This window comes from Butyrivibrio sp. FCS014, from assembly GCF_000526935.1.
Lineage (GTDB): Bacteria > Bacillota > Clostridia > Lachnospirales > Lachnospiraceae > Butyrivibrio.
Window position 1 is genome coordinate 77,096 of record NZ_JAHA01000006.1, and the last position, 19,594, is coordinate 96,689.

Annotated in this window: 16 protein-coding genes; 10 read left to right on the top strand and 6 right to left on the bottom strand. The window is 47.2% G+C overall.

Going from position 1 to position 19,594, the window contains the following annotated elements; all coding sequences use genetic code 11:
- Positions 1-28 precede the first annotated feature (28 nt).
- From T456_RS0104155 to T456_RS0104175, 5 genes are all read right to left on the bottom strand, one after another.
- The gene (locus T456_RS0104155; RefSeq protein WP_024865053.1) at positions 29-604 is read right to left on the bottom strand and encodes an indolepyruvate oxidoreductase subunit beta; all 576 of its coding nucleotides are present in this window, start codon (positions 602-604) and stop codon (positions 29-31) included.
- A 145-nt stretch (positions 605-749) separates the two neighbouring features.
- Positions 750-2,486 (bottom strand): indolepyruvate ferredoxin oxidoreductase subunit alpha, encoded by a 1,737-nt coding sequence (iorA, locus tag T456_RS0104160; RefSeq protein ID WP_024865054.1) that lies wholly within the window; start codon positions 2,484-2,486, stop codon positions 750-752.
- Positions 2,487-2,578: 92 nt separating this feature from the next.
- Positions 2,579-3,301 (bottom strand): hypothetical protein, encoded by a 723-nt coding sequence (locus T456_RS0104165; RefSeq protein ID WP_024865055.1) that lies wholly within the window; start codon positions 3,299-3,301, stop codon positions 2,579-2,581.
- The gene (locus tag T456_RS0104170) at positions 3,298-3,960 is read right to left on the bottom strand and encodes a DUF4230 domain-containing protein (protein WP_024865056.1); all 663 of its coding nucleotides are present in this window, start codon (positions 3,958-3,960) and stop codon (positions 3,298-3,300) included. The genes T456_RS0104165 and T456_RS0104170 overlap by 4 nt, the downstream gene beginning before the upstream one ends.
- 295 nt (positions 3,961-4,255) lie before the next feature.
- The gene (locus tag T456_RS0104175) at positions 4,256-5,728 is read right to left on the bottom strand and encodes an ISLre2 family transposase (protein WP_024864352.1); all 1,473 of its coding nucleotides are present in this window, start codon (positions 5,726-5,728) and stop codon (positions 4,256-4,258) included.
- Positions 5,729-5,967: 239 nt separating this feature from the next.
- On the opposite strand from T456_RS0104175, the gene T456_RS0104180 reads away from it, so the two are divergent.
- Together T456_RS0104180 and T456_RS0104185 are read left to right on the top strand one after the other, a co-directional pair.
- Complete coding sequence (locus T456_RS0104180) at positions 5,968-6,834, top strand: GBS Bsp-like repeat-containing protein (RefSeq protein WP_024865057.1); 867 nt, start codon at positions 5,968-5,970, stop codon at positions 6,832-6,834.
- Between the two features lie 133 nt (positions 6,835-6,967).
- The gene (locus T456_RS0104185; RefSeq protein ID WP_024865058.1) at positions 6,968-9,040 is read left to right on the top strand and encodes a M13 family metallopeptidase; all 2,073 of its coding nucleotides are present in this window, start codon (positions 6,968-6,970) and stop codon (positions 9,038-9,040) included.
- Positions 9,041-9,117: 77 nt separating this feature from the next.
- Here T456_RS0104185 and T456_RS0104190 read toward each other — a convergent pair whose 3' ends face one another.
- Positions 9,118-9,510: a pyridoxamine 5'-phosphate oxidase family protein gene (locus T456_RS0104190; RefSeq protein ID WP_024865059.1), complete on the bottom strand. Its 393-nt coding sequence runs from the start codon at positions 9,508-9,510 to the stop codon at positions 9,118-9,120.
- 159 nt (positions 9,511-9,669) lie between these two features.
- Here T456_RS0104190 and T456_RS0104195 point away from each other — a divergent pair, with 159 nt between their 5' ends.
- From T456_RS0104195 to T456_RS0104230, 8 genes are all read left to right on the top strand, one after another.
- Positions 9,670-11,304: a class I adenylate-forming enzyme family protein gene (locus tag T456_RS0104195; protein ID WP_024865060.1), complete on the top strand. Its 1,635-nt coding sequence runs from the start codon at positions 9,670-9,672 to the stop codon at positions 11,302-11,304.
- A gap of 11 nt (positions 11,305-11,315) precedes the next feature.
- Positions 11,316-12,512 (top strand): DUF362 domain-containing protein, encoded by a 1,197-nt coding sequence (locus T456_RS0104200; RefSeq protein WP_024865061.1) that lies wholly within the window; start codon positions 11,316-11,318, stop codon positions 12,510-12,512.
- Between the two features lie 2 nt (positions 12,513-12,514).
- Positions 12,515-13,456 carry a leucine-rich repeat protein gene (locus tag T456_RS19135; protein WP_024865062.1) on the top strand — a complete coding sequence of 314 codons (942 nt, stop codon included), beginning with the start codon at positions 12,515-12,517 and terminating at the stop codon, positions 13,454-13,456.
- A gap of 55 nt (positions 13,457-13,511) precedes the next feature.
- Positions 13,512-14,864 (top strand): vWA domain-containing protein, encoded by a 1,353-nt coding sequence (locus T456_RS19140; RefSeq protein ID WP_035801181.1) that lies wholly within the window; start codon positions 13,512-13,514, stop codon positions 14,862-14,864.
- Between the two features lie 13 nt (positions 14,865-14,877).
- Positions 14,878-16,356 carry an AAA family ATPase gene (locus tag T456_RS0104215; protein WP_024865063.1) on the top strand — a complete coding sequence of 493 codons (1,479 nt, stop codon included), beginning with the start codon at positions 14,878-14,880 and terminating at the stop codon, positions 16,354-16,356.
- Between the two features lie 81 nt (positions 16,357-16,437).
- Positions 16,438-17,811, top strand: coding sequence for an LCP family protein (locus T456_RS0104220; RefSeq protein WP_024865064.1), 1,374 nt, complete (start codon positions 16,438-16,440; stop codon positions 17,809-17,811).
- Between the two features lie 68 nt (positions 17,812-17,879).
- The gene (locus T456_RS0104225) at positions 17,880-18,815 is read left to right on the top strand and encodes a glycosyltransferase family 2 protein (protein WP_024865065.1); all 936 of its coding nucleotides are present in this window, start codon (positions 17,880-17,882) and stop codon (positions 18,813-18,815) included.
- On the top strand, positions 18,815-19,468 hold the full coding sequence (locus T456_RS0104230) for a GTP pyrophosphokinase (RefSeq protein WP_024865066.1): 654 nt from the start codon (positions 18,815-18,817) through the stop codon (positions 19,466-19,468). Before T456_RS0104225 ends, T456_RS0104230 begins: the two co-directional genes overlap by 1 nt.
- Positions 19,469-19,594 lie beyond the last annotated feature (126 nt).

Consider the following 19,594-nt stretch of genomic DNA (forward strand, 5'->3'; position numbering starts at 1 on the left):
CTCCTCCAACATAAAAAACACGACGGTATCAGGCAAAGTTCTTACCAAGCTCAAAGGCCTTTTTGTTCATCTCAAGGAACTTGGCGGGAACATTAGCTTCAAGTGATTTCATCCAGGCTTCCTCAGGCAGGTCAAAGTAGTGGGAGAGTCTTCCCAGAAGTACGATGTTAACTGCCTTTGAAGAGCCTGCTTCCTCGGCCAGTGACAGACAGTCAAGGGCGTCAACCTTTGCACCTGTGGCCTTAAGCTTCTCAACCAGGTTCTCGGGATACTCTGCAGCTCCCGTGATAACCGGCATGGGGTCTATCTGCTGGGTGTTGGTAACGATCTGTCCGTCCTTCTTAAGGAAGGGAAGCCATCTTGCGGCCTCCAAAAGCTCGAAGGAGACGATGTAGTCTGCCTCGCCCCTGTCAATGACCGGGGAAAAGACCTTGTCACCGTAGCGAACGTAGGTGACAACGCTTCCGCCTCTCTGGCTCATGCCGTGTACTTCGGAAACCTTAACGTCATACCCCTGTGACAAAAGAAGGTGACCTAAAAGTTTACTTGCAAGAAGTGAGCCCTGTCCTCCAACGCCCACGATCATAATATTCTTAGTCTCCATTGCTTCACGCCTCCTAAATAAAGTATAATCAGCAGTCAACACTTAGCTGTTGACTGCGTGAGAAAATGATACAAGTGTGAGGGGCGACCTTTTGCGCAAGCAAATTAAATTGTCGCCCCGAAAGCCTTTGAATAAAGCGCAAGCTTTATTCGAAGGCACCTACGGGACACAGCTGGCTGCATACGTTACAGCCAACGCACAGTGTGCTGTCGATGGTGGCCTTGCCGTTCTTTATGGAGATGGCAGGGCAGCCGATCCTCATGCAGGATTTGCAGCCAACACACTTGTCAGTGTTAACATTAAGAGGCGGATTGTGCTTAACATACTTAAGAAGAGCGCAGGGACGTCTTGAAATGATTACTGAAGGTGCTTCTACTGCAAGTTCCTCATTAAGTACCTTGTCGCACTCCTCAAGGTTATAGGGATCAACAACTCTGACTCTCTCAAAGCCCATTGCCTTGCAAAGTGCCTCGAGATCGATCTTTCCGGCAGGATCTCCCTTGATGTTGTAGCCTGTTGTGGGATTCTGCTGATGACCTGTCATACCTGTGATGGAGTTATCTACGATAATAATGGTTGAATTGGACTGGTTGTATGCCACGTTGGCAAGACCTGTCATTCCGGAGTGCATAAAGGTTGAATCTCCGATGACAGCAACAGTCTTCTTCTCGCTCTCTGCGCCTCTGACCTTATTGAAGCCGTGAAGAGCGCCGATGGATGCACCCATGCAAAGAGTCATCTCGATGGCTCCAAGGGGCGGAACCGCGCCAAGGGTGTAGCATCCGATATCACCAAGTACGGTGCAGTTATTCTTCTTAAGGGTGTAGAACAGTCCTCTGTGAGGGCAGCCCGCACACATAACGGGAGGCCTGTTGGGAATCTGATCTTCCAGGGCAAAAGAGTCTTCGGCTTCCTTTCCAAATGCCTTTGCAATGAGCTTCTGGGAGAACTCGTCGCAGATGGGAAGCAGCTCTTTTCCGGTAACGGTAAGACCAAGGGCCTTTACATGATTCTCGATTATGGGATCAAGCTCCTCAACCACAAAGAGCTTATCTACTTTGGAAGCGAAGTCTTTGATCAGTTTCTCCGGAAGGGGATTGGTCATACCGATCTTGAGAACTGAAACGGAGTCTCCGAAAACTTCCTTAACATACTGATAAGAGGTGGATCCTGTTATGATACCGATCTTAGTACCGCCCATTTCAACTCTGTTGAGAGGGCAGTTCTCGGCGTATTCGATGAGCTTTCTGGTGCGCTCCTCAACGATGGGGTGGCGTCTCTTGGCGTTGCCGGGCATCATGACATATTTGCCGATGTTCTTCTCATAAGGGAAATCCGGAACACTGCGGTCACCGGTTTCTACTATTGACTGAGAGTGGGCAACTCTGGTGCACATCTTAAGGAGCACGGGAGTGTCGAACTTCTCGGAAATCTCGTAAGCAAGCTTTGTGAATTCAAGAGCCTCTGCGGAATCGGAGGGCTCGATCATTGGAACCTTGGCTGCGATGGCATGGTGCCTTGAGTCCTGCTCATTCTGAGAGGAATGCATGCCTGCATCGTCGGCCACAACAATTACCATTCCGGCATTAACGCCTGTGTAGGACATGGTGTAGAGTGGATCAGCGGCAACATTTAAACCTACGTGCTTCTGGGCGCAGAAGCTTCTGCGGCCTGCAAGACTTGCGCCGAATGCGGATTCCATGGCCACCTTCTCGTTGGGAGCCCACTCGCAGTAAATCTCATCATATTTGGCAGCTTCCTCGGTGACCTCGGTACTGGGGGTTCCGGGATAGCTGGAGATAAAGCAGACACCGGCTTCGTAAAGCCCCCGGGCAACAGCCTTATTGCCCAGCATGAGCTGCTTGTTATTAGCGTCGTTCATGAAATAACCTCCTACCATATTACTTGAAAAATCCAACGCTTTAAAGTGATAAAGCGCATCTTATATTAGAATATATGAAAACACCATTAAAATCAAGTACTTGCAAAGATGGTTTTTACTATCCAGGCAAGGAGAATAAATACCAGAATCGGAATGAGGCAGCTGGCCACGATCATCACCGCAAGGGACTCCACGAGACTGCTAAGGAAGCTTGTTACGCTGTCAACGGTCTTGTTGGTGATGGTGGTAAGCTCACTTATGATGCCGCCTCCTTCATCGCCTTCGATCTCCAGCCCGTTGTACTCTTCAATGGCATTGTTTATGCGGCTCTGCTGTGACTGATAAACAAGAGCTGAGAGCTTGCTGCTGACAGGGACCAGGATAAAGATGATGAGTCCTATAAGGGCAAGTTTACCGGCAATTTCACGCCATTTTTTGCCATCGGTGAGAATGTATATGCAAAAGAGGATACAGGCTAAGGGGATCAGAAAATAGAAGGTTATGATCCCTGCGATGGTTACAAGGTATTTCTCAAGATAAAGCGCACTCAGGATTATAAGGAAATACTTGGATAGCTCAGCCATCTGCTCTGCGATGGGAGTACAGATATCTCCCGGAAGCAGTGAGAGTGTGGCAGAGGTTCCTGCGGAAATTCCTGAAAGGGTGAGCACATCTCCTGTCATGTTTTCGGTTTGCTCAATAGATTTTGTGTGGGTTTTGGAGGAACTGGCCCAGGGAGCCACCACGGTTACGGAAATCACCGCAACAAGCAGTACCAGGGCGATCATCATAGCTTTTTTCAGATTTAAAGTCATCTCTTTACCTCCATTTCAATATCATAATCGGAAAGGGCGGAATAGTTCCTGATAAATCCGTTGATAAGAAGCTTTGCCTGCTCGTCGGAGCGCTCAAGGATTCCGCTGTCCAGGGCTTTTTTCTCTGCCGCTTTTTCAAACTCCTGAAGTGAGAGGTTGTAATCCTCAAGCTTCATGGGATTCCACAGAGAGTCTTTTTCCGAATACACCCTGAAGGAGGAGGTGTCGATATCAACATTTTGAATCTCCGAAGGGGGGATTGTGACCTTGACGGTCTTATTCTCCTCGTCCTTTTCCAGTTCGATCTTTGTAAAATCAATCCCCGCTGTGACGGTTCCATCGTAGCCGTAGGCTATCTCAGAAGTTGAGTCGAAGACCCAGGCTATCTTTTTGGACTTGGTATATTTTTCCACCTGGGAGAAGTAGTACTCCTGGGTTATCAAAGTCCCCATGTCCCGAAGGCCGTCTTCTACTGTCTCGACGTTTACGGTGACAAGGACCTTGTCCTCTTTCTTCACAACCGTTGCCGTTTCCGCAGCCTCATCGGAAGCAGGTTCTCTTTTGGAAATAAAGGTCAGACACAGTATCAGGGACAGCAAAAAAGCTGCTCCGATCACTGCAAGGTAGACGATGTTCTGTGGTTTCTTTAGTTCATTCATGAATCATTCCCCCGATCATCAGAATACAGAAATATACAGTTATTATACAACATAACGTAATCCTCATGGATATAATAAGTCGGCACCGACGGCGTAAATTTACTGTAGGATTCGAAAGGGTAGATTGCCCCTGTGATCAGTTCAGATGTTCAAACCTTACTCATTATAGCGCCTGGTTGGAGGACAGTTCAAGGCTGTCATTCTAATCCTTGGTCTGTAGTCAAGCAGATCAAGGATAGGTGTGCGCTCTGGCGCACTTTATTCAAAGGCAGAGGCGTCAGCCTCTGGCTTCCTTTTAGAACAGTTTCCAGATGTAGTTATGCATTCCGATGCTCATCCACTTCTTCAGCTCTGAACTAAGCTCTACCTGTATGCTATCGACATACTTTCCCCACGCCGGATGGGAATACTGTTTTTCTCTTACATGCGCTACTACAGTCTCTACTTCTTCTGCCCCAGCAGCCTTAGGCATTACTGTCTTCTGGTAACGCACAAGTTCCAGCATATCCCTTTTGTTCCATGTATAGGCACTGAGTCTTGCCATCTTATCAGCGCCTTTTCGACTCCAGCCCATTGGAGTCATGCTCATTCTTTTTGACAGGACATGACTGACATGACCTTCAGTACTACATCCAGGAATCCTCCTGTATCTAAGCCTTGTCTTGGCTGCAGACCAGTTATCAAGTATATAATCAGCGCCTTCTTGCACACGTTTCATTTCCTTGTCGTTTGAGGCATGATATTCAAGCATATCTACCACAGACAGGAAATCTTCCTTACTTCCATCCTTGATCATTTCACAGAGAAGCTTTCTGGCATCATCAGCACTATCCATCAAATGGTTTGTCATCTTTATCAGGTATTTTTTGAGGTGGAACTCGTCCATCACATATGTGATGCCACTTATCCTTTTTCCCCCAGCCTTAATCCAGGCTCCACCATCTGCTCCTAGGTATATCCTCTTTATGCTGCTTATGTCATAGTTGTTGTCAATATATGTGTAGACTTCATCCCAGAGTTCACTGTTTGCTTTGCCTTCATAAGAACCACAGAAGAAATGGGCATTAACAAGGTGATGTCTTGTACTCTTGGGAGCATCCTTTTCAATGCCCTCATGAACATAGATAAGCTTGTTTATCATTCCATTGAGTTTTCTTCCATACTGGTTGACCTGGAGATCCCCCTTTTCCTTCTGGAACTGAAGCGACACATGATCTTCATCAGCCTCTATATACAGATACTCAACCTTGCGTTTTCTGCCTCTTCTTTTCTGTTCCTTGGGGAACTCGAGAGCATGTATCTTATCCTTTACAGTCTCTTTGCTGACCTCATCAAGGATGCTTGCTGCTTGTCCACCTTTACGATAAGAGGTCTGAACGCTCTCTGATAAGAGCTGTGCTATGGCATCTTCTGACATCCTTTCATGAGGGTCAAATGAAAGCATGTCATCCAGTAGATATCTGCGTTCTCCAGTCACCTTGTTCTTAAACAGTGTCTTGGAAAACATAACCTTTCCAATTGAGGTGATAAGAGACTTCTCGTCAGTCCTTACCACTTCCCATCTTTCCTTTCTCACAGGACTGTCTTTTAATATCTGGTTGCAGGTTGTAAGGGTTTCAGAAATGTAATCCAACGCCATCTGAAGCGCTTCATTCCTGACCTTGTATATGAAACCTGCAAAGTCTCTCGGATCCTCTGAAAAATCTTTTGATGCCTTCTGAAGATTTGGTACTCCATTCTCAATAAAATGCTGTATACTATTTAACACAAGGGGACTCCTCCGTTTGGTTATTTTGGCTTGGACACCGTAAATAACTATATCACGAAGGAAATCCCCTTTTTCAATTAATCCTACAAAAACTTTACGCTAGCGTCGGCACCGTAATTCTCGAAAAATTGTTATTTTACACACTGTTTTTTGCAGCTTTTGTGATGTACTCCCACATGGCCAAACCATACAATAATTACAATAAATGTGTGTGTTTTCAAAGAGAGGAGGATTCAGAGATGAAAGCAAAAAACAGAATAGGAAATGCGCTTATGGCAGTCGTAATGATCATGTTTATTTCGGCTCTTTTACCTGTCCGTGCATATGCCCGGGACAATGGGGGTGACACAACACCGCCTTATTTGACAAATGCAGTGATAAGCAATGTTTCCGGATCGGGGTATGATGTGTCCTGCTTTGTCAGAGACGTCGGCGGGGTGTCGAAGGTTCTTTTCCCAACTTGGACAGAGAAGAACGGGCAGGACGATATCATCTGGTATGAGGGTGAGTACTATGGCAGCAGATATATATGCCATGTGGACATCAAGGATCACAAGAAAGAGCAGGGGAGCTACGTTACACACATTTATGCTTACGATAATGCAGGAAATTACACAGGCTATGCCCTGAACCCCATCACAATTGATGACAGCAAGAACATAGATACTTCGAAATTTCCCGATGTGAGAAACACACCGGTGGACTTCGCACAGTTCTATGGCAAGGATCCCAGCGCATTCCGTGGAATGCCGGGCTTTACCGAGATAGCAACTTCTGAGGAGAGCGGCATATTCAGATATTGTCCCGAGAACGATCTGTGGTGGGTATTTGAGATGAACTACGATCATAACAGGATATATCTGATATACATTAAGTTCTACGCGTCGGATATTCCCTATGGAACGAACTTCAGACTGTGGGGATTGTACAACGGACAGCCTGCGGCTGATGCAGAGAGGTGCCTTGCGGAGCACGGTTTCGACTGCTTCTACTACCAGCCCAGTATGTGGCAGTGGAAGGACGACGGAACCTACATGGTCGATGTTTACTGGAATGATGACGGGACCCTTGATGCGGTTTGCCTGCAGCCTACCTGGAAGAGATAAGGCGAACACGGTGACAGTGCTTTCAATATTGTGTATAGTGGAGATGATATTTATAGACAGGAAGCCTTATAAGATGCCGATACATATCAATCTGTACGACAACTAATTGTATGAAAAGGAATAACTGTAATATATGAAAATCATCAGAAAGATGATAGCTCTTTTTACAACTGTAATACTGGCCTGTTCCTCTCTTTCAGGATGCGGGGCAAAGGCGCAGACAAATGAAGAACTTCCCATGGATCCGGAGGTTATGAAACCCTGGATCAACAGTAATATCATGGGAATGGTCACGGATGACACCAAAGTAAGTATTAAGGATGATTTTTATCTTGCTGCTAACCGGGACTGGTTAAAGGACGCGACTCTTCGCCCGGGATATGCTCAGGAACAGCCTTTGATGGAAGCCGGGGAAATTGTGAAGCAGCGGTGCAAGAAAATCCTTAGTGACAAATCCCTGACAGGAGAGGATGCCGCCAGGATTCGGGCATATTATGAGATGTGGCTCGACTGGGATGCCAGGAATGAAGTGGGGATAGAACCCCTGATTCCCTTTGTGGAGGCGCTGGGGAAAGTTGAGACTATTGATGAAATGTCTGAGTTTATCCTGTCGGATTTATACCATGATTATGGTGTTAGCTTTGTTGGCACGGATGTTGGTTATAACGCAGAGGATTCATCCCTTTATGAATTGAACCTGACTTCAACTCCACTTTCTCTGGATAACTCGGCGGAGTATTCCACTCTTACGGAAAACGGAAAGCGTCTGCAGACCATGATAAAGGGTCAGAATACGTATATGCTTTCAAGAGTCGGATACGATGAAAAAGAGATTGCGGCCATACTTAAGGACTTCGATGAATTCGAAGGGAAGATTGCAGCTTATGAGAAGACTCTTTTTGAACGCAGTGATGCTTCAGCGATTCAGAAAGCTATAAATCCCGTGACCATAGAGGATCTTAAGGAAATGTGTCCCGATTATCCGCTGGTGGCTTATCTTGAGAGAAACGGTGTTGCTGATTCAAAGCTGATAAACGTGGAGGAGCCTAAGTGGCTCAAGGGTTTGAATGAGCTTTATAAAGAGGAAAATCTTCCCGGAATAAAGGCATATATCCTGACCACTTCTCTTCGAGGTTTCATGACCTTTATAGACGAGGAGGCTTACAGAAAGTATCAGGAGCTGAACAATGAATTCAGGGGAATTGAAGAAAGCAGCCCCGATGAGGATATAGCATATCAGGTGTGCAGAAGGCTGTTTCCCGACTGCTTTGCCAGATTATATGTCAAAGAGTATATGAATGAAGAGATCAGGCAGGAGATAACTCAGTTTTGCAAAGATGCGATAGATGCTTACGATACAATGCTTGATGAGGAGGAATGGCTAAGCCCCGAGACTCGGGAGGCGGCTAAATATAAGCTTTCCCGCATAAATATCCGTGCGGTATATCCCGACAAATGGGAGGATGACTCCATGTACAGGGTGACTCCCAAAGAAGATGGCGGAAGCTACCTTCAGGCAGTCCTGGATTACAGGGAAGCAGGTTGGGAGGATATGAGGAGCAGGATCAATACCGCGGTGGACAAAGATATTTGGAATGTAAATATTCTGGACACCAACGCATTTTATGATCCTGTTACCAATTCCATAAATATCATTCCGGGATTTTTCTGTGACGCCACCTACAGCAGTGATATGAGTATAGAGGAAAAATACGGAGCTTTGGGAAGCGTGATAGGACATGAAATATCCCATGCCTTTGATACGATAGGTTCCCAATTTGATGCCGACGGAAATGTAAAAAACTGGTGGACACAGGAGGATGAGGCTGCCTTTTCAGAAAGAGCTGACAAGCTTATAAAGTACTACGATGAAGTTGTTGCTTTTGACAACGGGACAGTGTACCGGGGACAGCTCATACAGACAGAGGCTATAGCGGATATGGCAGGCATTAAGTGCATGCTGATGATGGCCAAAAAGATAGACGGCTTTGACTATGATAAGTTTTTCAGAGCAAATGCACATCTTCTGGCAAGAGTAGGAACAACGGAATATATGGAGAATCAGGCGCTCAGTAATTCTCATCCGCTGAACTACCTGAGGGTAAATGTCACGTTTTCTCAATTTGATGAATTCTATAAAACCTACGGAATTAAGAAGTGGAACGGAATGTATATAGCACCTAAGGACAGGATATCAGTCTGGTAAAAAGAGACTTCATACAGCAAAAAAACGGGGCAATATCTTCACTGTGATATCGAAGATATTACCCCGTATTTATTATTTTAGAACTTTACTACTTCAGGCTCTTTTGTAAATGAGCTGAAGGTTGCTGTTGCGTCCTTCATATAGAATACTTCGGTGTTGCCGTCATTAGCCTTGTACATTCCCTGGAGTGAGGGATATGCATCAAGCATTGACTGGCGTGCCTCGATGCGATCGTCCTCCACAAGAGTGCAGGCAACCCTGAGCCACTCGCCGTTAAGGAAAGCACAGATCTCGGCCTTGGGATTGGCGTGGAGCTGCTTTGATACATCTTTTACCTTACCTGTCTGGATGTAGAGCTTGCCTTCGAAGTTGTGGATGGTGCCAAAGGGGCGAACCCTGGGCTGATCCCCATCAACCGTAGCCAGATAGTAAGTATTTGCTTCTTTCAAGAACTTCTCAACTCGTTCCATATAAAAACCTCCTGTGTAAAATTTGATTTTATTTAACCTTTTATATTTTACAACAGTTTGACCTTTTGAACAAAAGAATGTATAATTTGCTTTATCACTTTAAAGCATGTTAGCGATGGCGTATCAAACAGCATGCCATAGCGAAGGGAGAAGGTTACAATGCCAATTACAGATTTATTGGAGAGGAACAGCAAACTCTATGGGGAAGAAGTTGCGCTGGTGGAGATCAACCCTGAGATCAGGGAGGAGCAGCGTGTTACCTGGAAAGAATACGAACTGATCCAGCCCACCTCAACTTCCTATTACAGAAGACAGATCACCTGGTCGGTTTTCGATGAGAAGGCCAACCGTGTAGCAAATATGCTGATGGAGAGAGGCATCAAGAAGGGACAGAAATGTGCAATCCTTCTTATGAACTGCCTGGAGTGGCTGCCTATTTACTTCGGAGTCCTCAAGGCCGGTGCAATAGCGGTGCCTCTTAACTTCCGTTTCACTTCGGAAGAGATCGATTACTGTCTGAAGGCTTCCGACTCGGACGTTCTATTCTACGGCCCGGAGTTCATCGGACGAATCGAGGATATTGCAGAGAAGATCAAGAAGGAGATGCTTCTTTTCTATGTGGGAGACCAGTGCCCCTCATATTCCGAGGACTACTACAAGCAGGTTTCCAACAGCTCATCGGTGGCACCCAGAGTTCTTATCGAGGACAAGGATGACGCCGCGATCTACTTCTCATCAGGAACCACAGGATTCCCCAAGGCGATCCTTCACATTCATACAGCTCTGATGCAGTCCGCCAAGATGGAGGCCATGCATCACGAGACCACCCACGAGGATAACTTCCTGTGCATCCCGCCTCTGTATCACACCGGCGCCAAGATGCACTGGTTCGGTTCACTTTACACAGGCTCAAGGGCAGTGCTTCTTAAGGGCAATTCCCCCGAGGCCATCTTCAGAGCTGTTTCCGAGGAGGAGTGCTCAATTGTATGGCTCCTTGTTCCGTGGGCACAGGATATCCTGGCAGCTCTGGATTCAGGAAAGCTGCGCCTTGAGGACTATCACCTCAAGCAGTGGAGACTGATGCACATCGGTGCTCAGCCCATCCCGCCGTCACTGGTGCGCCACTGGCTTCAGTACTTCCCGAACCACAAGTACGATACCAACTACGGACTTTCCGAGTCCACAGGCCCCGGCTGCGTTCACCTTGGCATGGAGAATGTCCACAAGGTAGGTGCCATCGGTATTCCCGGCTACGGCTGGAAGACCAAGATCGTGGACGAAGAGGGCAATACCGTTAAGCAGGGAGAGATCGGTGAGCTCTGCGTAAAGGGCCCCGGTGTTATGGTGGAATACTACAAGAATCCGGAAGCTACCGCAGAGATATTAAAGGACGGCTGGCTCTTTACCGGAGATATGGCCCGTCAGGACGAGGATGGCTTCATCTTCCTTGTTGACCGTAAGAAGGATGTTATCATCTCCGGCGGTGAGAACCTGTATCCTGTTCAGATTGAGACCTTCCTTATGAAGAATGACAAGATCCACGATGCAGCGGTTATCGGCCTTCAGGATACACGTCTTGGCGAGATTGCAGCAGCCATTATCCAGGTAAAAGAGGGAATGACCCTCACCGAGGAAGAGGTAGAGCGGTTCTGCGTTGATCTTCCCAGATATAAGAGACCCAGAAAGATCATATTTGCAAATGTAATAAGAAATGCCACCGGAAAGATAGACAAACCCAAGCTCCGTGAGATATACTGCGGAGAGAAGATTGTTGAGAAACAGAATCAATCCTAAGGAGTTCTTGTATGTCAGGTTTTGATCCGGTCGCGCTGGTAAAATGCGATACCTATAGAGAAGACGATATCAGAAAGGCTCTTGATGAGAGCCTTTCTTTATGTGACGGACTTTCCTTTGTAAAGCCCGGAATGAAGGTTGCCATCAAGGTGAATCTGGTGTCAGCCATGGACCCTGAGAAGGCTGCCACAACCCACCCCGCACTTCTTAAAAGGCTCTGCGAGCTTTTGACGGAAAGGGGAGCGCAGGTTACTTTAGGAGACAGCCCGGGAGGTCTCTTTACACCGGCCTTTGTTGGAAATGTTTACAGGGCCTGCGGCCTTAATGACCTGGTAAGAGACGGCGTAAGTCTCAACCAGAATTTCTCGGTTAAAAACGGCGAGTTTCCGGAGGCCGTGTCCCTTAAATCCTTCAGCTATACGGGATGGCTTGATGATGCGGATGTGATCATCAATTTTTCAAAGCTCAAGACCCACGCCATGATGGGCATGAGCTGCGCAGTCAAGAACATGTTCGGAACCGTCCCCGGAACCACCAAGCCGGAGTACCACATGAGATTCCCTGAGGAGAAGGCCTTTGCCAACGTCATGGTCGACCTCAACGAGTACTTTAAGCCTGTACTCTACGTGGTTGATGCCATAGACGGTATGGAGGGCAACGGTCCCACAGCAGGGGAGAAAAGACATATCGGCTGCATTCTGGCCTCCAAAAGGCCCTACGCCCTTGATCTTGTTTGCGGACATCTTATCGGAATGGGAATAAAGGATGTTCAGACTCTGCTGGTAGCAAAGGAAAGAGGCCTTGGACCGGAGAACATCTCAGAGGTTGAGATCCTTGGAGATCTTAAGCCTGAGGATGCCAAGATACCGGACTTTAAGCGTGCCACTATCCATCAGAGCATTACTTTTGAAGGAGGCGGAGTTTTTAATACCATCAAATCCTGGGGAGTGAAGATTGCCTTCAACACCAAGCCTTTGGTAAAACGCGACGAATGCATCGGCTGCAAGAAGTGTTTTGAGACCTGTCCCGCCAAGGCTATCACCATGGTGCCGGCACCTAACAAGACCGGCAAAAACGGACAGATCCCCCAGATCGACAGAAGCAAGTGCATCAAGTGTTTCTGCTGCCAGGAGTTCTGCCCTGTGGGAGCCATGAAGGTTCACTACAACCCCATCGGAAAACTGGTCAATTTGGTTTCAGGTAATTGAGTATGCCATTTTTATACAGTATTGAAGAACACAAAAAAGATAAACATAAATATGCCATGATAACAGGGTTCGACGAAAAAGCGTCGGACCTTGTTGTGCCTGCGGAAATTGACGGCTATACCGTGGAGGCAATAGGTAACCACGCCTTCTCCGGCAGGCAGGATCTGATAAGCGTTTCGCTTCCTGGGACCGTTAAGACTCTCTACGGTTTTGCCTTTCACAATTGCAGAAAACTTAAGAAGATAGCTCTTTTCGACAGCATTGACGACTACTATGACGGCGTCTGCAGGCAGTGCGACAGCCTCAAAGAGGTGGAGATCACAATGATAAGGGGCTGGTATGAGGTGGTGAGGAACTTCCTTGCGGACAATGACAGGACCCTTAGATTTATCCTGAATCTGCAGACTGATCCCGGTACTGAGGCAGAGCCCCCTGTAAGATCGGTGCTGACCTTCCCGGAGTATGTCTACGACTTTAACGAGAACACCATGGCCAGGACCATTCAGTTTTCCATTGCGGGCTCCGGAATGTTCTACAGGGAGTGTGTGGACAGAAGGTCGATTGACTATCGCCAGTACGACAGGCTCTTTGAAAAGGCGGTCATAGACGGCGGAGAGATCTCCGAGAACATTGCAATTGACAGGCTTTTATATCCCGTGGAGCTGTCGGATGATTTCAGGAAAACCTACGAGGAGCATGTTAGAGCAAACGCGGAGTCTATACTTAGAAGGCTTGTGGAACAATACCCTGATGAGCCGGAAAATCTCGGGACGGTGAAGGCTCTTTTGACCTATAATAATGATGATCCGGATAAGGAAGTGCTTCCGGGAAGGGCCATAGATGAGGCCATAAAGCTGTCGGCAGACAAGGGCTTTGCGCAGATGAGCGCAGTGCTGATGGAGGCGGGCAGGACTTTGGCAGAGGATCAGATGTTTAAGCTGTGAAATAAGAGCAGGAAGTTGCGACTGACTTACCGGGATTTTTTAGAGGAGGACAGCCTTGGACAAAGACACAAGGACCGGGACAAAGAGGCAGGAGCTTGAGGCGGCTGGACTACGAGTCCTTGATGCTTCAAGAACCGAGCTTTATATAGATATGAGATTTATGGGAGCGGCCCTCTCATCCCTTTCCTACGAGATGGATCTGTCCACCACCACAGTGGGCACCGATGCGGTGAACGTCAGGTTCAATCCATCCTACGTTTTGAGGCTCTTTCTGGAGGAGCCGGGGAAGCTGAACAGGACCTATCTTCACATGATCCTTCACTGCATCTTCAGGCACATGTACACCTCAAAGCGCTACGAGGACAACCGCCTCTACGATCTTTGTGCGGACATCGTGGTAGAGTCGATCCTTGATGACATGGATTACCGCTGCATCTACAGGGTCAGCTCCGACTACCGGGACAGGTGGTATGATATTCTGGAAAAAGAGCTGAAGGTTCTCACGGTAGAAAAGCTCTACCGGTACTTTTCGGAGCCGGAGCATATGCCGGATGAATACGAATACGAGAAGCTGGAGCGGGAGTTTTTTCTGGACGATCACAGCTTCTGGCTGCGTCTTGATGACGACAGGGATGAGGATGAACCGGAGAGAAAACAAAAGCCTCCGAAGATCCTGACTCTCATGGAAAGCAAGGAAAAGGACTGGGACAGAGAGTCCAAGCGTCTTCAGACCGAGATAGAGACCATTGGGAAAAAAGCCTCCGACAGGATCGGAAAGCTCTCCTGGGTCCTCAAGTTTGAGAACACCAAAAGAACTGACTACAAAGAGTTCCTCTCCCGTTTTGCAATCCTTCGGGAGGAGGGCGGCATTGACCTTGATACATTTGACTACGGAATGTACGCCTTTGGCCTTGACCACTACGGCAACATGCCGCTTATCGAGGAGAATGAGTTCCGGGAGGTCAGGAAGATCCGGGACCTGGTGATAGCAATAGACACCTCCGCCTCCTGCAAGGATGAGCTGGTGCAGAGGTTCCTGAATGAAACTGCCACGATCCTTCTGGGAAAAGAGAGCTTTTTTCAGCGGATAAGGATCCACGTGATAGAGTGCGACGATCAGGTCCAGAGGGACGAAGTGATAACCTCTGTTGAGGATATGAAGAAGTACTCTGAAGGGATCACTGTGGAAGGCGGCTACGGCACGGACTTCAGGCCTGTGTTTGAACATGTGGAAAAGCTCCTTCAAAAGGGAGAGTTTGATAACCTGAAAGGTCTTATCTACTTTACCGACGGCTACGGCGAGTACCCCGCGCAGCCTACAAGCTATGATACGGCCTTTGTTTTCCCAAAGGATCAGGACTACGATGACGAGAAGGTGCCGGACTGGGCACTTAAACTATATATTTGAGAGGATTTTTGAGATGAACATAAACGAAGCTAAGGAGCAGGTAAAAAATGCAGTGGTGGCCTACCTTGAAAAGGATGAGGCCGGACAGTATGAGATACCGGTGGAGAGGCAGCGCCCGATCCTTCTTATGGGACCTCCCGGAATCGGCAAGACAGCCATTATGGAGCAGGTTGCCCATGAACTTGGCATAAACCTTGTTTCCTACACCATAACTCACCACACCAGACAGAGCGCCATCGGTCTTCCCATGATCTCGGAAAAGAGCTATGGAGGAAGGAAGTACTCTGTGACCGAGTACACCATGAGTGAGATAATCGGTGCGGTGTATGAGAAGATAGAAAAATCCGGCATTCATGAGGGAATTCTTTTCCTGGATGAGATCAACTGCGTGTCCGAGACTCTGGCTCCCACCATGCTTCAGTTCCTGCAGTACAAGACCTTCGGAAGCCACAGGATCCCCGATGGTTTCATCATTGTCACCGCAGGAAACCCGCCCCAGTACAACAAGTCCGTCAGGGACTTTGACATCGTTACCCTGGACAGGGTAAGGCAGATCAATATCGAAGAGGACTTTGATGCCTGGAAGGACTACGCCTACAAGGCAGCAGTCCACGGCGCCATCATGGCTTACCTTGAGATCAAAAAGGAGAACTTCTACAGCATCAGGACCGAGGTTGAAGGCAGGACTTTTGTCACCGCCAGAGGCTGGGAGGATCTTTCAAGAGTCATAAAGGTTCATGAGAAGAAGGGGCTTATCGTGGACTACGATCTTACCGTGCAGTACCTCCAGGACAAAGAGGTTGCAAGAGACTTTGCCACCTACTACGAGCTCTACCACAGATACAATGAGCTCTACAAGATCCCCGATATCCTTGAGGGCAGATTCCCTGAGGATAAGGATAGCATCAGAAAGGGAAGCTTTGATGAGAAGCTCAGTATCATAAGCCTTCTTACGGATAAACTCATGGACGAGTTCAGGGATTACGCCAAAGACCAGGCTGTTCAGAAGACTCTGTTCGATATAATTAAGGCTCTTCCCGAAGAAGCCGCAGCCGAAACCATCCTTTCCCGGGCAAAAGAGCTGGAGAAGGAGCTTTCGGATAAGCTTGAGGCGGGGCTTCTTGACAGAGAGCAGGAGAAGGCTCTCAGGCTTTCATCGTCGGCTCTTTTTACCTGTGCTAAGGAATGCGGCTCTTTGGAAGAAGTAAAGGATTGGTTCAGAAAGAGGGAGAGTGCAAGGCAGGAGGCCATAAAGAATACCGGAAGGCATCTTACCAACAGCTTTAATTTCCTGGAGGAAACCTTCGGAAACAAGGAGTCCCTCACCGGAAGCCAGGAGATGGTAATCTTCATCACCGAGCTGTCCGGAGCATATCACAGCCTTAAGTTTGTAAGGGAGACCGGAAACGAGTCTTATTATGAATACAATAAACTGCTTCTTTTGAACGACAGACGCGATGAACTCAGGGTTCTGGCAGAAATGCTTGTATAATTACCATATTTGTGGCAAAATATATTGGTGTTATTTTGGCCTTAATGGGGAAAATTTTTTGTTGGAATGAGGAGATTTATTATGTCGAACAGAAATGATGAGTACTACGAGGACGAGTACTACGACAGAGGAGACAGCAGACCTGTTCGCAGACGCGATGACAGGTATGATGAATATGATGAGTATGATGAATACGATGAGAGAGGGGTAAGAAGACCTTCTTCAAGAAACAGCTCCGGATCATCAAGAAGCGGCGCTTCAAGAAATACATCTTCAAGAAGCAGTTCATCAAGGAGCAGCGCATCCAGAAGCAGCAGTGCCTCCAGAGGCGGCAGCAGTTCAAGAAACGGCGGCGGATCAAGGAATGGCGGAGGTTCCAGAAGCGGCGGATCAAGAGGCGGTAAGAAAAAGAAGAACAACACAAAGGCTATCATCCTTCTTCTTGTGGAAGTGCTTGTTGCCTGCATACTTGTATTTGTAGCATACACACTTTTCTTCAAGGTTGATGTTACCAAGGTTGGCAAGGTCAACATGAACGAAGAGGTTATTTCACAGTCAATCAGTGAGACGGTTGCACAGAACCAGCAGATGGTGGGATACACCAATATCGCACTGTTCGGTGTTGATGCAAGAGACGGAGAGCTTACCAAGAATACAAGATCCGACTCCATTATCATTGCTTCCATCAACAACGAGACAGGAGATGTTAAGCTCTGCTCTGTATATCGTGATACATATCTTAACCTTAGTAACGATACATACACCAAGTGTAATGCAGCATATGCAGAGGGCGGCCCCGAGCAGGCTATCTCAATGCTTAACATGAACCTTGATATGGATATCAAGGACTTTATCACCATCGGTTTCAGAGGACTTACCGATGTAGTTGATGCCCTTGGCGGTGTGCCCATTGATGTTACTGATGCTGAGATCTCTCACCTTAACAACTATCAGTCAACAATGGCTACTGAGCTCAAGCTTAACTACACTCCCGTTACCAGCTCAGGACTTCAGACACTGAACGGACTTCAGGCAACAGCTTACTGCCGTATCAGATACACTGCAGGCGATGACTTCAGACGTGCTGAGAGACAGAGAACAGTACTTATGGCCTGCCTTGAAAAGGCAAAGGGCATGAGCTACTCACAGCTTGAGGATGTTGCCAATAAGGCATTCGGTGAGACCTATACATCACTTGATCTTGCTGATATCCTTGACCTGCTTAAGAATGTTGCCAAGTACAACGTTGTTGATAACAGCGGATTCCCTTATGAGACCATGAGAACTACAGGTACCATGGGTAAGGCAGGAAGCTGCGTACTTCCCGTTGATCTTCAGAGCAATGTTAAGTGGCTTCACGGATTCCTCTTCAATGACTCTGAATATGAGGTTTCCTCCGACGTTCAGAAATTCAGTGAGAAGATTGCCGCTGATGTTAGCAAATACCTCAACTGATATTGTATAATATAAGAGGGCTGGGTTCAGAAAAGAGCCCGGCCCGTATTTTTAGGAAGGTGGTTTCTATGTACACTGTAGATGTGATAATTCCCACCTATAAACCGGATAATTCATTACTGAGACTGTTAGATGATCTTGAGAAGCAGTCTGTTGCGCCTTCAAAGATCATCATTATGAATACCGAAAAAGAGTACTGGGATGCCATGCTTGAAAGGTACGGCGAGAACCCCCAGGAGCGATATGACAACATAATAGTGCAGCATGTAACCAAGGCTGAGTTTGATCATGGCAATACCAGGAACATTGGTGTTGCTTTTTCGGATGCGGATTTTTTCCTTATGATGACTCAGGATGCATTTCCCAGGGATAAGGTGCTTATTTCAAGCCTTGCCAAGGCTCTTACCGAAGACGTTGCTGCAGCTTATGCAAGGCAGTATCCAAAGACCGACTGCAATCTTGCGGAGAGATACTCAAGGAAATTCAATTATCCTGCCGAGTCCATGAAGAAGACTCAGAAGGATGTGGAAAGGCTCGGGATCAAGACCTATTTCTGCTCCAATGTATGTGCAATGTACAGGAGGGATATTTTCGATAAACTTGGCGGCTTTACCAAAAAGACTCTTTTCAACGAGGATATGGTATATGCCGGCAATGCCTGCCAGAAGGGATATGCTATCTGCTATGTTGCTGAGGCAGGGGTGATCCACTCCCATAATTACAGCTTTATGCAGCAGTTCCACAGGAACTTTGATATCGGCGTATCACAGGCTGATCATCCGGAGATCTTCGGAGCGGTCAGATCCGAGAGTGAGGGCCGCAAGATGGTGTCTCAGACCGTATCTCATTTCAGACATATAGGTAAGACATATCTGGTGCCCGGATATATTATCATGTGCGGATTCAGGTTTGTGGGGTACAAACTCGGCAAGAATTACAGGCTGCTTCCAAGGAAGCTTGCTGCTGCCTGCTCCATGAATAAGGAATACTGGAGGAATCACTGATGGAGTTAGATCTTTCAGGAAACGATATTAAGATCTCTGACGATATAAACAGCTGGGAGGAAGTCAACCTCCTTTATAATGCTGCTCTGAAACAGATACAGACCAAGATCGAGATACTCAATGAGGAGTTTCAGGAGGTGCACCGTTACAACCCCATAGAGCACGTTAAGGCCAGAGTCAAGGTGCCTGAGAGTATTGTCAAGAAGCTCAAGAGAAACGGCTACGAGTCTACCATTGAGAACATGGTAAGATATGTTAATGATATCGCCGGCATAAGGATCATCTGCTCCTTTACCTCGGACATTTACAGGATTGCCGAGATGATCAGCAATCAGGAGGATATCCGTGTCCTTACGGTTAAGGACTATATCATGAACCCCAAGCAGAGCGGCTACAGGAGCTATCACATGATAGTTTCCCTTCCCGTGTATCTGTCTGACAGGATCGTAAATGTAAAGGTGGAGATACAGATAAGGACTGTTGCCATGGATTTCTGGGCATCCTTAGAGCACAAGATCCAGTACAAGTTCGAAGGAAAGGCTCCTGCCCATATCAATTCCGAGCTTCACGAATGCGCGGTGATGGTAGCCAATCTGGATGCCAGAATGCTGTCTCTTAACGAGGAGATCATCTCCGTATCTACGGATAAATAAAAGGACCTTCCGGGTAAAAGGTCCATTAATGAGGAGTGGCCGAACACATTTCTGCGCCCGGCCTATTATGAAAAAATCTATCTTTCGTTATTAGCTGCCGCGTTCCTTACGGCTATGATAAAAATA